The organism is Pseudomonas chlororaphis, assembly GCF_001921865.1.
Classification (GTDB): Bacteria; Pseudomonadota; Gammaproteobacteria; order Pseudomonadales; family Pseudomonadaceae; genus Aquipseudomonas; species Aquipseudomonas chlororaphis_D.
Genome location: NZ_MSCT01000004.1, coordinates 195955 through 210218 on the forward strand (window position 1 = coordinate 195955; position 14264 = coordinate 210218).

General features: G+C 64.7%; 12 protein-coding genes. 5 read left to right on the plus strand and 7 right to left on the minus strand.

The genetic code is table 11. The features are described from left to right. Positions 1-39 precede the first annotated feature (39 nt). From cobG to BTN82_RS02860, 5 genes are all read left to right on the plus strand, one after another. Positions 40-1353, plus strand: a complete 1314-nt coding sequence (gene cobG, locus BTN82_RS02840) for a precorrin-3B synthase (RefSeq protein WP_075117670.1) — start codon at positions 40-42, stop codon at positions 1351-1353. Then, on the plus strand, positions 1346-1972 hold the full coding sequence (locus BTN82_RS02845) for a precorrin-8X methylmutase (RefSeq protein WP_075117671.1): 627 nt from the start codon (positions 1346-1348) through the stop codon (positions 1970-1972). Before cobG ends, BTN82_RS02845 begins: the two co-directional genes overlap by 8 nt. Next, on the plus strand, positions 1972-2703 hold the full coding sequence (locus BTN82_RS02850; protein WP_075117672.1) for a precorrin-2 C(20)-methyltransferase: 732 nt from the start codon (positions 1972-1974) through the stop codon (positions 2701-2703). Before BTN82_RS02845 ends, BTN82_RS02850 begins: the two co-directional genes overlap by 1 nt. Continuing rightward, entirely contained in the window at positions 2703-4400 is a 1698-nt protein-coding gene (gene cobJ / locus BTN82_RS02855) for a precorrin-3B C(17)-methyltransferase (protein ID WP_075117673.1), read from the plus strand. The genes BTN82_RS02850 and cobJ overlap by 1 nt, the downstream gene beginning before the upstream one ends. Positions 4401-5079: 679 nt before the next feature. After that, positions 5080-5340, plus strand: coding sequence for a hypothetical protein (locus tag BTN82_RS02860; protein ID WP_075117674.1), 261 nt, complete (start codon positions 5080-5082; stop codon positions 5338-5340). Positions 5341-5446: 106 nt separating this feature from the next. On the opposite strand, the gene BTN82_RS02865 is transcribed toward BTN82_RS02860, so the two are convergent. From BTN82_RS02865 to fis, 7 genes are all read right to left on the minus strand, one after another. Then, positions 5447-6115, minus strand: a complete 669-nt coding sequence (locus BTN82_RS02865; RefSeq protein WP_075117675.1) for a hypothetical protein — start codon at positions 6113-6115, stop codon at positions 5447-5449. Positions 6116-6118: 3 nt separating this feature from the next. Beyond that, positions 6119-6904 carry a hypothetical protein gene (locus tag BTN82_RS02870; RefSeq protein ID WP_261792927.1) on the minus strand — a complete coding sequence of 262 codons (786 nt, stop codon included), beginning with the start codon at positions 6902-6904 and terminating at the stop codon, positions 6119-6121. A 185-nt stretch (positions 6905-7089) separates the two neighbouring features. Beyond that, on the minus strand, positions 7090-7686 hold the full coding sequence (locus BTN82_RS02875) for a MarC family protein (protein ID WP_075117677.1): 597 nt from the start codon (positions 7684-7686) through the stop codon (positions 7090-7092). A gap of 62 nt (positions 7687-7748) precedes the next feature. Continuing rightward, a complete protein-coding gene (locus BTN82_RS02880) occupies positions 7749-10535 on the minus strand; it encodes a hybrid sensor histidine kinase/response regulator (RefSeq protein ID WP_075117678.1) in 2787 nt (928 codons plus the stop codon). A gap of 99 nt (positions 10536-10634) precedes the next feature. Continuing rightward, positions 10635-11930 carry a phosphoribosylamine--glycine ligase gene (gene purD, locus BTN82_RS02885; protein WP_075117679.1) on the minus strand — a complete coding sequence of 432 codons (1296 nt, stop codon included), beginning with the start codon at positions 11928-11930 and terminating at the stop codon, positions 10635-10637. 188 nt (positions 11931-12118) lie between these two features. Then, positions 12119-13726: a bifunctional phosphoribosylaminoimidazolecarboxamide formyltransferase/IMP cyclohydrolase gene (gene purH / locus BTN82_RS02890; RefSeq protein ID WP_075117680.1), complete on the minus strand. Its 1608-nt coding sequence runs from the start codon at positions 13724-13726 to the stop codon at positions 12119-12121. A 221-nt stretch (positions 13727-13947) separates the two neighbouring features. Beyond that, positions 13948-14262 carry a DNA-binding transcriptional regulator Fis gene (fis, locus tag BTN82_RS02895; RefSeq protein WP_186828349.1) on the minus strand — a complete coding sequence of 105 codons (315 nt, stop codon included), beginning with the start codon at positions 14260-14262 and terminating at the stop codon, positions 13948-13950. Positions 14263-14264: the final 2 nt, after the last annotated feature.

Genomic DNA, 14264 nt, shown 5'->3' on the forward strand with positions numbered 1-14264 from the left:
TTTCCCACACAGCCGGTCGCCCCCTTGAACGAACGCCCGATGTCCGCTGCCATACGCCCCTCGGCCTGTCCGGGGTTGCTGCGTATCGTCCCGGCGCTGGACGGTGGCATTTGCCGGATCAAGCTGGCCGGCGGCGCTATCAGCGCCGCCCAGGCCCGCGCGGTGGCCGATGCGGCCCAGCATCATGCCGGCGGGGTGATCGAGGCGACCAACCGCGCCAATCTGCAGATCCGCGGGATCGGCAGCGAGCATCAGGCGCTGATCGCCGATCTGCTGGCGGCGGGCCTGGGCCCGACCACCGCGGCCGGCGACGATGTGCGCAACCTGATGCTCAGCCCCACGGCCGGGATCGACCGGCAGATGATCGTCGACACCCGTCCCCTGGCCGCGCGGATTCTCGTCACCCTGCAAAGCCATCCGCGCTTTCATGAGTTGTCGCCCAAATTCGCCGTGCAGCTCGACGGCGGCGAAGCCCTGGCCATGCTCCAGCATCCCCATGACCTGTGGCTCTCGGCCTTCGAGGACGCGGGCGAGCCGTGGCTGGCGTTCGGCCTGGCCGGCTGCCCGGGGGACCCGCCGCTCGCCAGCGTGGCGCTGGCGGACGGGCATGCCCTGGTGGTGGCGGTGCTGGAGCTGTTTCTTGACCTGGCCCGCCCCGAACAGACGCGCATGCGCCAGCTGCTGGCGGAGCATCCGGCTCAGGAACTGCTGGCGCGCTTGTCTGCGCGGCTGGCGGGGCCTGTGATCAGCGTCGGGGATTGGCAGCGCGCGGCCCCTGCCGAGGCGCTGCATATCGGCACTTATCCACAGCGGGAAAACGCCCGGGTCTATATCGGAGCCGTCGCACCCCTGGGGCGGCTCGATCCGTCCATGCTGCGCGGCGCGGCAGAGCTGGCCGAACAATGGGGTGATGGCAGCCTGCGGTTCACGCCCTGGCAGAGCCTGCTGCTGCCGAACCTGCGGGCCGAAGATGCACCGGGTGTCACGCAGCACCTGCAGCAGCTGGGCTTTCTCTGGGCGTCGGACCAGGCCCTGGCCCACCTGATCGCCTGCACCGGTTCCAGCGGCTGCGGCAAGGCCCTGGCCGACACCAAGGGCGACGCCCTGCAACTGGCGGCTTTGCTCCAGCGCCATGCGCGCTACCTGGACGTGCACCTGTCCGGCTGTTCGCGTTCCTGCGCCGCTGCCCATGTGGCCCCGGCCACGCTGCTGGCCGTCGGCCCCGGTCGTTACGACCTGTATTTTCGCGATGCCGCGCAGCCGGGTTTCGGCTCGCTGCACGCGCGCAACCTTTCCCTAGAAGCGGCCGGCGCATTGCTCGATGCCCGCCCACGGAGCAACACCGATGATTGATTACATCCGCGACGGTCAGGAGATCTATCGCAACTCCTTCGCCATCATTCGCGAAGAGGCTCGGCTCGAGCGCATTCCCGCCGACCTGGAAAAGCTTGCGGTGCGGGTGATCCATGCCTGCGGCATGGTCGATGCCATCGATGGCTTGCAGTTCTCCGAAGGCGCAGGCTCTGCCGGGCGCGCCGCGCTGGCGGCCGGCGCGCCGATCCTCTGCGACGCGCGCATGGTGTCCGAAGGCATCACCCGCGCACGCCTGCCGGCGAACAATCAGGTGATCTGCACCCTGCGCGACGACAGCGTGCCGCAGCTCGCCCGCGAGCTGGGCAACACTCGCTCGGCGGTGGCCCTGGAACTGTGGCGGCCGTACCTGGAAGGCAGCGTGGTGGTGATCGGCAACGCGCCGACCGCGCTGTTCTATCTGCTGGAAATGCTCGACGCCGGCGCGCCGAAACCGGCGCTGATCCTTGGCTTCCCGGTGGGCTTCGTCGGCGCGGCCGAGTCCAAGGCGATGCTCGCCGCCGACAGCCGCGGCGTGCCTTTTGTGATCATGCAAGGCCGCCTGGGCGGCAGCGCCATGGCCGCCGCCGCCGTCAACGCCCTGGCCACGGAGATCGAATGATGCAGCAACCTGGACGTTTGATCGGCCTCGGCGTGGGCCCCGGTGACCCGGAGCTGATTACCGTGAAAGCCCTGCGCCTGCTGCGCGAGTCGCCGGTGGTGGCGTACTTCGTCGCCAAAGGTAAAAAGGGCAATGCCTTCGGCATCATCGAAGCGCACTTGCAGGACGCGCAGACGCTGTTGCCGCTGGTCTACCCGGTGACCACCGAGGCGCTGCCGGCGCCGCTGTCCTACGAGCAGGTGATCAGCGACTTCTACGACAGCGCCAGCGAGCAACTGGCCGAGCACCTGGACGCCGGTCGCGATGTGGCGGTGATCTGCGAAGGCGACCCGTTCTTCTACGGTTCCTACATGTACTTGCACGACCGCCTGGCCGAAAGCTACGAGGCCGAAGTGGTGCCGGGGGTGTGCTCGATGCTCGGCGGCGCCTCGGTGCTGGGCGCGCCGCTGGTGTACCGCAACCAGAGCCTGTCGGTGCTGTCCGGCGTGCTGCCCCACGACGAGCTCAAGCGCCGTCTGGCCGACGCCGACGCGGCGGTGGTGATGAAGCTGGGGCGCAACTTCCCCAAGGTGCGCCAGGTGCTCGCCGAGCTGGGCCTGGCCGAGCGCGCGCTGTACGTCGAGCGCGCGACCATGGCCAACCAGAAGATCGTGCCGCTGGATGAGGTGGACCCGATGTCCTCGCCGTACTTCTCGCTGATCATCGTCCCCGGCGAAAGGTGGCAAGGTTGATGGCCCGTTCCGCACCGGCCATCGTCATCCTTGGCCAAGGCAGTCTGGCGACCGCGCGCAAGCTGCAGCAGCTGTACCCGGACGCACTGATCCACGGCCTGGCCGGCCGGGTCGAGGGCGCCGACCGTTCGTACCAGGAATTCGGCGCGACCCTGCGCCAGCTGTATCAACAGGACACGCCGATCGTCGCCCTGTGCGCTGCGGGCATCGTCATCCGCACCCTGGCGCCGTTGCTGCTGGAAAAAGGCGCGGAGCCGCCGGTGCTGGTGGTGGCCGAAGACGGCAGCGCCGTAGTGCCGTTGCTCGGCGGCCTGGGCGGGGTGAATGTCATGGCCCGGGAAATCGCCGCCGGCCTGGGTGTGGCGGCGGCCATCACCACCAGCGGCGAGCTGCGTTTCGGCACCTGCCTGCTCAACCCGCCCAGCGGTTACGCCCTGGGCGACCTGGAGCTGGGCAAGCGCTTCGTCTCCGACCTGCTGGGCGGGGAAAGCGTGCGTATCGAAGGCGCCGCGCCGTGGCTGGCCGAGGCCAAATTGCCGGAAGACCGGCAGGCTCGGCTGACCATTCGCGTCGGCTCCGCGGAGTGCGAGCCATCCGCCAACGAACTCTTGATCTACCCGCGCAGCGTGCTGATTGCCTGCAACGGCAAAATCGCCGGCGCCGACGCGTTGCGCGATGCCTTGCATCAGAAGAAAATCGCCGCCCAATCCGTCGCCTGCCTGCTGGCCGCCGACACTGAAATGGCCAGCCCGGCCTTGCGCGAAGCCGCCGCGGAGCTGGGCGTACCCCTGCGTTTCGCCCCGGCGGCCAGCAGCGTGGCCGAACTGGCGCAACAGGCCGTGCCGCAACTGTTGCCGCCGCTTTGCGTGGGCGAGGACATCGCCATTGCCGTGGCCAGCCAGCCGCTGGACCCGCAACAGATTGGTCGTCCGCGTGGGCGCCTAGCGGTGATCGGGCTGGGCCCTGGCGCCGCGGAGCTGATGGTGCCGGCGGTGAAAGCCGAGTTGGCGTGGGCCAATGACATTCTTGGCTACGAGACCTATGTGCGGATGGCCGGGCCGTTTCGCGCCGACCAGGTGATGCACTGCACCGATAACCGCGAAGAGATGCAGCGTGCCCGGCATGCGTTCGAGTTGGCGGCCCAGGGGCGTTCGGTGGTGGTGGTGTCGTCCGGTGACCCGGGGGTGTTTGCCATGGCCGCGGCGGTGCTCGAAGCCTTGCATGAGTCCAGCGAGCCGGCGTGGCATCGGGTCGAGCTGGAGATTCTTCCGGGGGTTTCGGCGTCGCTGGCTACTGCGGCGCAGGCCGGTGCGCCGTTGGGGCATGACTTCTGTGTATTGTCGCTGTCGGACAACCTCAAGCCTTGGGACATTATCGAGAAGCGTTTGGACTTGGCGTCCCAGGCGGATCTGGCGTTGGCGTTTTACAACCCGATTTCGCGATCGCGTCCGTGGCAGTTGGGGCGGGCGTTGGAGATTGTGCGTCAGCATCGCACCGCGCAGACGCCGGTGGTGTTGGGGCGGGATATTGGGCGGCCGGGGCAGACGTTGCGGGTCATCACCCTTGGCGAGTTGACGCCGGAGCAGGTGGATATGCGGACCATGGTGTTGGTTGGTTCATCCACTACCTGCGTGTTCCCCAGGGCTGAAGGTGGGGAGTGGGTGTACACGCCGAGGTGGTACGGCCAGAAGCCTTAGGTCAAACCTTGTAGGAGCGAGGCTTGCCCGCGATGGCGTCTGCCCTGTCGCCACATTTTTTGGACGGTGTACATATCCATTCCTGCGGTCACGGCGGCTTATGGTTCCGCCCTTACGGCGGGTCACTTTTGGCAAACGCCCCAAAAGTAACCAAAAGGTCTTGCCCCCGCGTACGGCCCTCGCTGCGCTCGGGTTCCCTCCCTCCGGCGTCCCTCAGGGTGCATCGCCGCCGGCGATGTCCTCGACTGCGTCGAGGGGCGCTGCGCGCCATCCCCCTGATGAACACCTCCACTCGGCCTGCCGAAGGGGCAGGTAGATCAAGATCAAAAGCTGGTGCTGGCGCGACCTACCGGTCGGCGCATTTGTAGCCGCTGCCGAGCCTGCGAGGCTGCGTACGAGGACGCAGTCCTCGCCAAACCTGGCGACGTGATCTGTCGGGGAAAATGGGGTGTTCGCCTTTGCGCCCGCTGCGCGGTCGTGCGCAGCCTCGCAGGCTCGGCAGCGGCTACAGGTCCAGTGGCGTCAGTCTGGTTTGCGGAAGGCAATGGCAACACATTGAGGGTTGTCGCTGATTTTTTGCACAGCCATAGTGGGTCGGTCGCCGACGCATCGGCGGCCGATCTTAGCCGGTCGGAAAGCAAATCTATGGATACAGAAATGCTAACCATGGAGCTTCCTAATGACCGACTTCATCCCACTACAAAGCAATCTTACCCCCACCCCGGTGTTCCACCTCGACCGCAACGCGCCTGCCATCGATCTGCACGGCGGCGCAGTACAGCGCATCAAAGCTTCCCGCGATCTGCTGCACAGCCTCAATTGCCTGAGCCTCAAAGGTGTGAGCGACCGCGACCTCAGCCATTTCGTCAACGCCGCTCACCTCTTGCTGCAAGACGGCTGCGATGCGCTGGATGCGTTGCAGTGGCGTATTGACGGTTAAGGCACTGGATAGCGCTGGCCGCTCTAGGAGGAGCGGCTGGTTGCTGGCGATGTTTTTCGATCAGTCTTGCGGCTCTTCGGCTGTCGGTAGTCAGGTGACTAGGTCCCTATAGGCTCGGTACCAGCAGGAAGCCAGAATAGTAGGCGCAATGCCCGGGGTAGCCAGGCCGTGCATCGCAGGGCTTGAGGCAGCCTTGGGCGCCGCCGGGGAAGCGCGCCGCCACCGACATGGCAAAACCATAAGTTGGCGTGGTCACCGCAAAGCTGTTATCGCAGACGGCTTTGGTGGTGTAGCTGAAGGTCATGGCCTCTCGTCTGCCGCCACGGGCAAAGGCCACCTCGAAGCTGTTGAGGCTGCGCCAACCCGACAACGGCAGTACCACAAAGCGATAGCGGGTGCTGTCCAGGCGCTGGCCCATGACCCGCAGCGAGTTGGTGGATGAGTCGGTCTTGGGCGAAGGGTAGGGTAATGCCAGCAGCGCCCGAGGGTCACCGAGCACGCCCAGCTCGAAGCCGATACCCTTTTGGTAAAACGGGATCTCGATGTTCGGGTAACCCTCGATCTTCACGTATCGGCTATGTGCATGGGGCCCAGACGTGTCCGGCTTGTAGTCCGGTGCCAGGGCAAAGGTGACCTCAAGCTCCAGCACCACATCGGAGGCTTTGGCGTCTTCGGTGCGAACATCGCTGGGGTGCTCGCTACCATGGCTGGCGCAACCGCTCAGCAGCACGGCGGCGGTGAGTTGCAGGAGGCGTTGCAATCGAGAGGTCGGCATCACTCAATGCTCGGTCTTGAGAGGGCTGGAGGTCAGGTCCAGGCCTTTGAGTTGCCACGTCCCTTGTACCTGCTGCCAACTGAACTGCTTGGCGAACCAATCAACCTGAAGGGCATGTTGCAGACGCGTCTGATCAATGCGCCGGCCTTCGTCCACGGCTTTTTGGGCGCGGGCGCTGGCTTCCTTGAGCAGTGGCCTGAGCTGGCTCACATTCAGCTCCTTGGCGATCGGCAATTGGGCGTAGACGCCGTGGTCCGCCGAGCTGAGCCGCAAGCCCTCCCTGTCCAGGAACGCCGCGCTGCGATTGTCCGGGGAAACGGATACCAGCATGGCGTAGTGCGAGCCTCCCCATCCGGGAAGTCGTTCGTCGAACCACAGGACCTGCCCCGTCGAGGGCACGAAGGCGCGCGCACCTTCGGGAAATAGCAGCAGGTCAGCGCGTCCGGGCTGGGGTTGGCCCCAGTCGGGCTCCTCCTTGCTTTTGACGGGGCTGAGGATACGGGCCAGCGGTGTGTCGTTCTGCACCGCGATTACCACTGTGCCGACGCCCATCCATTCGATGGTGGTCGCCAGTAGTACGGGTTGCCCGCCCTGAGTCGCGCCTGTAGGCCGGACATCGGTGATCTGCCAGGCGTTCAACGGGTGATAAGGCCTGCCTTTGTAGGTGACTTCCAGGGTGTTGATGGATGACTTGCCGCGAAACACCTGGAAGTCGCCAAAGCGCTCGCTGTAGCCGCTAAGGTAGTCAAGCTTGTTCTGCTGCTTGACCTGCGTCGGGTCGCTCGCCATGACAGGCTGGGTTGCAAGTAACAGTAGGGTCAGCCAGCAGCTCGCTCTTGGACCGATCGGGTCGCTCAGTTGTGCAAGGAGCTGACGGAAAGCCAGGGCGCAGCCTGTGCCTGGAAATCTTTGACGCGTTTGCATTCCGTTGCCTATCAATCCATTTGAGTATTGCTGGAGGTGTCCCTGGCCGCTTAGGGCACCAAATACCCCTTCACCCCGGTAAAGATGATCTGCGCCGCCAGCGCGCAAACAAACAAACCCATCAGCCGGCTGACGATTTGCAGGCCTTGTTCGCCGAGGAGGCGTTCGATGCGGTTGGACAGGTACAGCACCACGCCGACGGTGAAGCTGGCGAGGGCGATGCTGAGGATGGCGGTGAGTTTGTCGTCCCAGTGCGGTTGGCCGACGCCCATTACCAGCAGGGCGCCGATGGTGCCGGGGCCGACGGTGAGGGGGATGGTCAGCGGGACGATGGTCACGTCTTGCTGCACGTTGTCGGTCTGGATCGCCGACTTGCCTTGGGCCATGCCCAGCGCCGAGATGAACAGTACGCTGCCGGCGCCAATGCGGAAGGCGTCTACGGTGATGCCGAATACGCTGAAGATCACCCGTCCGAACAGGTACAGCAGCACACTGGAAACCAGGGTCGCCAGGGCCACGTTCCAGGCCAGGCGCCGGCGTTCCTTGCTGGAGTAACCGCGGGTCAGGCTGATGAAGCAGGACAGGACGAAGAAGGGGCTGTAGAGCACCAGCATCTTCAGGTAAACGCTGAACAGCACATGGAGCATGGCGCAAACTCACAGCGAAGGAGGGCGAGCGGAGTTTAACAGGCGTTTGCCGCGCTGTCGGCTCAGGAGGGCTGAGCCGTGGTGCGGTTCTGCTGGTCGCGCTGCGCCACCCAATGTTCGATCAGTTCGCGCAGTTGCGACAGCTCCACCGGCTTGGCCATGTGCCCGTCCATGCCGGCCTGGCGCGCGCGTTCCTTGTGTTCGGTGAGGATGTGCGCGGTCAGTGCCACCACCGGCGTGCGCACGCGCTGGTTGCCGACCTCCCAGGCCCGCAGTTGCTGGGTGGCGGAGAAGCCGTCGAGGATCGGCATTTCGCAATCCATCAGCACCAGGTCGTAGCGCTGGGCTTTCATCGCTTGCAGGGCTTCCTCGCCGTTGCTCGCGGTATCGGGTTGCAGGTTGAGCTTGCCGAGCATGCCGCGGATCACCTTGGTCGAGATGCTGTTGTCCTCGGCCACCAGGATGCGGAAGTCGCTCGGCACCTTGACCGGCGCAGGCACCCCGGCCAGAGCATGGGGGGGCTGCTGGGTGACCAGTTGGCCCTTGTTGCGCTGGGTCAGCTCGTCGGCCAGGGTGGTCTTGAGGGTATAGCCTGCCACCGGCTTGGCGAGGATGCGCTTGACCCCGGCGTTGCGCGCGATGACCTTGCTCGGCGCGTTGCTGATGCCGGTGAGCATGATCAACAGGATGTCGTGGTTCAGGCTTGGGTCTTCCTTGATCTTGGCCGCCAGTTGCATGCCGGTCATGCCGGGCATGTTCTGGTCGAGCAGCACGATATCGAAGTAGTCGCGCAGGTGCGCCTTGGTGCGCAGCAGGGCCAGGGCTTCCTTGCCCGAAGGCACGGCGCTGACGTTCAGGCCCCAGGCGCTGCATTGCTGCACCAGGACCTTGCGGCAGGTGTCGTTGTCGTCTACCACCAGCACCCGCGCGCCTTGCAGCGGGCCGTCGAGGTCGGAGGTCGGATGCTCCAGGCGTTCCGGGTCCAGCGGCAGGGTCAGCCACAGGGTGCTGCCCTGGTTGGCGCTGGTCTTGATCCCGAATTCGCCGTGCATCAGCAGGATCAGCTGGCGGGCGATGACCAAGCCCAGGTTGCCGCCCAGGCGGGTGCTGGCGAGGAAATTCTTGCTGTGCAGTTCCGAGTGCAGCAGGGCTTCGCGCTCTTCGGCTTCCATCGGCTGGCCGCTGTCCTGCACGGCGATGCGCAGGCGCGGCTTGCTGGTGCGTTCGTCCAGCGCGACCACCACCAGGATCTCGCCTTCGTCGGTCTTCTTCAGGGCGTTTTCCAACAGGCTGAGCATGGCCTGGCGCAGGCGTGTCGGGTCGCCGCTGATGACCCGCGGGACCTGCGGCTGGATAAAGCTGATCAGCTCGACGTTCTGTTGTTCAGCCTTGGCGCGGAAAATACTCAGGCAGTCTTCGATCAGCGCGTTGAGGTCGAACTGCACGTCGTCCAGCTCGATCTGCCCGGACTCGAGCTTGGAGATGTCGAGGATCTCGTTGATCAGGGTCAGCAGTTCGTTGCCGGCGCTGTGGATGGTCTGCACGTAGTCGCGCTGCTTGACCGACAGCGGCGTGCCCAGCAGCAGCTCGGTCATGCCCAGCACGCCGTTCATCGGGGTGCGGATCTCGTGGCTGATCTTGGCTAGGAACTCGGCCTTGGCATTGACCTCGGCGTTGCTCGCGGCGAGGTCGCGGCTGACGCTGAACTGGTCCTCGGTGATGCTGCGCTGGCGTTCGCCGAGGGAGACGCTCATCGCCAGCCCGCTCAGGCACATGGTCACCAGCAGGGTAACGATCAGCCCCTGGGGCGCGACCATGGTCAGCCCCAGCAGCGCCGGCAGTACGATCAGCGCGCCGATGTTGAAGATGGCCATGCCGGCGACGAAGAAGCGCGCCGGGCGGTAGCCTTTCTGCCAGTGATAGCTGGCGATGAACAGCATGCTCAGGCCGACCAGGGCCACCAGGCCGTAGGTGATGAGGTTCAGCGGCAGCGAGTCGACGAACAGCAGCAACAGGGCGCACAGGCTGACCATCAGGATGTTGACCAGCAGCAGCTTGTTCAGCGGGTGCGGGCCCAGCGGCGCAAAGAAGCGGTAGACGAACATCAGCCCGCACGGGGTGGTCAGCAACAGCGCCAGGTAGGCGCCGGGGGTCTGGATCGCGTGCCAGTCCGGCAGCCAGGGGCCGAACAGATTGAGCATCAGCGCCAGGCTGAGCATCACCAGCGCTTCGCAGGCGGCCAGCCACAGGCTGCTGCGCGAACGGGTGTAGGCGTAGCGCACGAGGTTGTGCAGCATCAGCATGCCCATGCAGCCGAACAGCAGACCGTAGAGCACGCTCTGGCCCTGGTTGGCCGCGGTCATGACCGCTGCTTGCAGGGTGATGTAAGGGCGCAGTTGATGGTCGGAAATCAGCCGCAGGTAGACATCCAGGGTCTTCTGGCTTTGTGGCAACGGCAGCATGAAGTCGCTGCTGGGCAGGGGCCTTTCGGCCTGGGCCTGCTGGGTGCCGGTGGTCAGTTGCTCGACCAGGTTTTCGCCTTCGAGCACATACATGTCTAGACGTGACAGGTCGGGGGCGAAGATCCGCAGCAGTTGTTCGTGCGTGCCCGGTTGCAGTTTGAAACGCAGCCATAACGCGCCCCCGGGCTCGGCGGCGGTGATGCGCTCCAGTTCGGTCGGGCTGAATTGGTTGGTGTAGCGGGGGGAGCGGATATCGCTCAGTTGCAGGTCGGCTTGATCATCGAGCAAAACGGCCCAGTTACTGCCCTGCGCGGCATAGGCCGGAACGAGGCAGAGCAGGGTCAGCAGAGTGACGGTGAAACCTATGGCAGTCCTGAGCCAGCGCACGGCGAAATCCCTTCGTAGGTTGATGCCAGATTGTAACTATGCGCGGCGCTGGAGCCGTCCGGCAAGGGCCTGGGGCCCCTGCCTGACGGGAAGACAGGATTACTCCTGATTTTCGCCACGTTCGCGGGCAATGGCCCGGTAACCGATATCTTTGCGGTAGAAGCAGCCTTGCCAGTCGATCTTAGCTGCCAGTTGGTAAGCCTGCTGCTGCGCGGCACCCACGCTGTCGCCCAGGGCGGTGGCGCAGAGCACACGGCCACCGGAGGTTACCACTTGGCCGTCCTTGAGCGCGGTGCCGGCGTGGAAGACTTTGCCTTCCAGGCTGGCGGCCGCGTCCAGGCCTTCGATCACGGCACCTTTGGCATAGTCGCCAGGGTAGCCGCCGGCGGCCAGGACGATGCCCAGGCTCGGGCGTGGGTCCCACTGTGCCTCGACCTTGTCCAGGGCCTGGGCCAGCGCGGCTTCCACCAGCAGCACCAGGCTCGACTGCAGGCGCAGCATCACCGGCTGGGTTTCCGGGTCGCCGAAGCGGCAGTTGAATTCGATGACTTTCGGATTGCCGGCCTTGTCGATCATCAGGCCCGCGTAGAGGAAGCCCGTGTAGACGTTGCCTTCCTCGGCCATGCCGCGCACGGTCGGCCAGATCACCAGGTCCATCACGCGCTGGTGCACGTCGGCGGTGACCACCGGGGCCGGGGAGTAGGCGCCCATGCCGCCGGTATTCGGGCCGCTGTCGCCGTCGCCGACGCGTTTGTGGTCCTGGCTGGTGGCCATCGGCAGCACGTTCTTGCCGTCGACCATGACGATGAAGCTGGCTTCCTCGCCGTCGAGGAACTCTTCGATCACCACGCGCGAACCGGCGTCGCCGAAGGCATTGCCGGCCAGCATGTCGCGTACGGCGTCCTCGGCTTCGGCCAGGGTCATGGCGACGATCACGCCTTTACCAGCGGCCAGGCCGTCGGCCTTGATCACGATCGGCGCGCCTTTTTCCCGCAGGTAGGCCAGGGCTGGCTCGATCTCGGTGAAGTTCTGGTAGTCGGCGGTCGGGATCTTGTGACGCGCGAGGAAATCCTTGGTGAAGGCTTTCGAGCCTTCCAACTGCGCGGCGCCGGCGGTCGGACCAAAGCAGTCCAGGCCACGGGAGCGGAATAGGTCGACCACGCCCGCCACCAGCGGCACTTCCGGGCCGACGATGGTCAGGGCAACGTTCTTCTCGGCAAAGTCTGCCAGCTGTTCGAGGGCCAGGACGTCGATGGCGACGTTCTCGCACTTGGCCTCGATGGCGGTACCGGCGTTGCCCGGGGCAACGAAGACTTTCTCGACCCGTGGGTCCTGAGCCACTTTCCACGCCAGGGCGTGTTCGCGGCCACCGCTGCCAATGATCAACACATTCATTTCAAAAACCTCGGATGACGCAAATTCTGTTTGAAACCTAAAGCGCTTCACGCCCTAGGAGGTTGCAATGACGCCGGTAGATGCAAGGCGGAGCCGACCTCGATGAGCGGAGTTGCCTTCTGGCAATGAGCATCATCGAGGTCGGCTCCAACGCAGCAGATGCCGGCGTCAGTGCGACCGTCGTCTTGTTAGTGGCGGAAGTGGCGCATGCCGGTGAAGACCATGGCGATGCCCGCTTCGTCGGCGGCGGCGATCACTTCGTTGTCGCGCATCGAGCCGCCAGGCTGGATCACCGCGGTGATACCGACCTTGGCCGCGTTGTCGATGCCGTCGCGGAACGGGAAGAACGCATCGGACGCCATGACCGCGCCCTGCACTTGCAGGCCGGCGTGTTCAGCCTTGATCGCGGCAATGCGCGCGGAGTTCACGCGGCTCATCTGGCCGGCGCCGACACCAATGGTCTGGCGGTTCTTGGCGTAGACGATGGCGTTGGACTTGACGTACTTGGCGACTTTCCAGGCGAAGATCAGGTCGTTGATTTCCTGTTCGGTCGGGGCGCGCTTAGTCACCACCTTCAGGTCTTCGCTGCCGATCATGCCGATGTCGCGGCTCTGCACCAGCAGGCCGCCGTTGACGCGCTTGTAGTCCCAGGCCGGAACGCGGTCCGCCGACCATTGGCCGCAGGCCAGCAGGCGTACGTTGGCCTTGGCGGCGACGATGGCGCGGGCTTCTTCGCTGACCGACGGCGCGATGATCACCTCGACGAACTGACGCTCGACGATGGCCTTGGCGGTCTCGGCGTCCAGTTCACGGTTGAAGGCGATGATGCCGCCGAAGGCCGACTCGGTGTCGGTGGCGTAGGCCAGTTCGTAGGCCTGGCGGATGCCGCCTTCGGCGTCCGGGCTCACGGCCACGCCGCACGGGTTGGCGTGCTTGACGATGACGCAGGCCGGCTTGACGAAGCTCTTCACACATTCCAGCGCGGCGTCGGTGTCGGCCACGTTGTTGTACGACAGTTCCTTGCCTTGCAGCTGAGTGGCGGTGGCGATGCCGACTTCAGCAGGCTTGGCTTCCACGTAGAACGCCGCGCTCTGGTGCGGGTTCTCGCCGTAGCGCATTTCCTGGGCCTTGACGAACTGGCTGTTGAAGGTGCGCGGGAATTCGCTGCGGCCTTCGGTGGTCAAGGTCTCGGCCGCCTGGTTCACGGTGCCCATATAGTTGGCGATCATGCCGTCGTAGGCCGCGGTGTGCTCGAAGGCCTTGAGCATCAGGTCGAAACGCTGGGCGTAGGTCAGGCCGCCGGCCTTGAGGTTTTCCAGCACCTGGCCGTAGTCGCTGGCGTTGACCACGATGGCCACGTCTTTATGGTTCTTGGCCGCCGAGCGGACCATGGTCGGGCCGCCGATGTCGATGTTCTCGATGGCGGTCGGCAGGTCGCAGCCCGGTTTGGAGATGGTGGCTTCGAAGGGGTAGAGGTTGACCGCTACCAGGTCGATCGGCTTGATGCCGTGCTCGTTCATGATGGCGTCGTCGATACCGCGACGACCGAGGATACCGCCGTGGATTTTCGGGTGCAGGGTCTTCACCCGGCCGTCCATCATTTCCGCGAAACCGGTGTAATCCGCGACTTCCACTGCGGCCACGCCGTTGTCCTGCAGCAGTTTGAAGGTCCCGCCGGTGGAGAGGATCTCCACGCCCAGGGCTTCCAGCTCCTTGGCGAATTCGAGGATCCCGGTCTTGTCGGAAACACTGATCAAGGCGCGGCGGATCGGCAGGCGGGTAGTCTGGTCGGTCATCTCAATTTCCATCAAAAGCAAAGGATGTCAGCAAAAAAAGCGACCAGTTTTAGGTTCTGTACGCAAACTGCCTGCGCGACGATCATGCTGCGTTAAAAACAGGCTCGGAATGCTCATTTAGTGGACTAAACTCCGCTTCCTCGCCTGTTTTGCCTTGCCTGATCGCCGTTCGGCGAGTTTTCGTACAGACCCTGGGGCGCCTTTCTGGTTTGATTGAATGCTTACAGCAAATCGTACTGCTTGAGTTTCTTGCGCAGGGTGCCGCGGTTCAGACCGAGCAGCTCGCTGGCTTTGGTCTGGTTGCCCTTGACGTAGTTCATCACGCTTTCGAGCAACGGAGCCTCGACTTCGGAGAGCACCAGGTTGTACACGTCCGTGACGGCCGCGCCCTCAAGGTGGGCGAAATAATTGTGCAGCGCCTTCTCGACACTCCCGCGAAGGGTCTGGCCTTCTTCGCTCGGTGTATTGAGGTGCTGTTTCAAATTCACGTTGTCGCTCACGGGTGCTGTTCCACTCACTAAAGTCTCGGTCATCATCG

Coding starts and splice junctions, on each gene's coding strand:
- cobG (WP_075117670.1), top strand. CDS start 40: ATGTCCGCTGCCATACGCCCCTCGGCCTGTCCGGGGTTGCTGCGTATC.
- BTN82_RS02845 (WP_075117671.1), top strand. CDS start 1,346: ATGATTGATTACATCCGCGACGGTCAGGAGATCTATCGCAACTCCTTC.
- BTN82_RS02850 (WP_075117672.1), top strand. CDS start 1,972: ATGCAGCAACCTGGACGTTTGATCGGCCTCGGCGTGGGCCCCGGTGAC.
- cobJ (WP_075117673.1), top strand. CDS start 2,703: ATGGCCCGTTCCGCACCGGCCATCGTCATCCTTGGCCAAGGCAGTCTG.
- BTN82_RS02860 (WP_075117674.1), top strand. CDS start 5,080: ATGACCGACTTCATCCCACTACAAAGCAATCTTACCCCCACCCCGGTG.
- BTN82_RS02865 (WP_075117675.1), bottom strand. CDS start 6,115: ATGCCGACCTCTCGATTGCAACGCCTCCTGCAACTCACCGCCGCCGTG.
- BTN82_RS02870 (WP_261792927.1), bottom strand. CDS start 6,904: ATGGCGAGCGACCCGACGCAGGTCAAGCAGCAGAACAAGCTTGACTAC.
- BTN82_RS02875 (WP_075117677.1), bottom strand. CDS start 7,686: ATGCTCCATGTGCTGTTCAGCGTTTACCTGAAGATGCTGGTGCTCTAC.
- purD (WP_075117679.1), bottom strand. CDS start 11,930: ATGAATGTGTTGATCATTGGCAGCGGTGGCCGCGAACACGCCCTGGCG.
- purH (WP_075117680.1), bottom strand. CDS start 13,726: ATGACCGACCAGACTACCCGCCTGCCGATCCGCCGCGCCTTGATCAGT.
- fis (WP_186828349.1), bottom strand. CDS start 14,262: ATGATGACCGAGACTTTAGTGAGTGGAACAGCACCCGTGAGCGACAAC.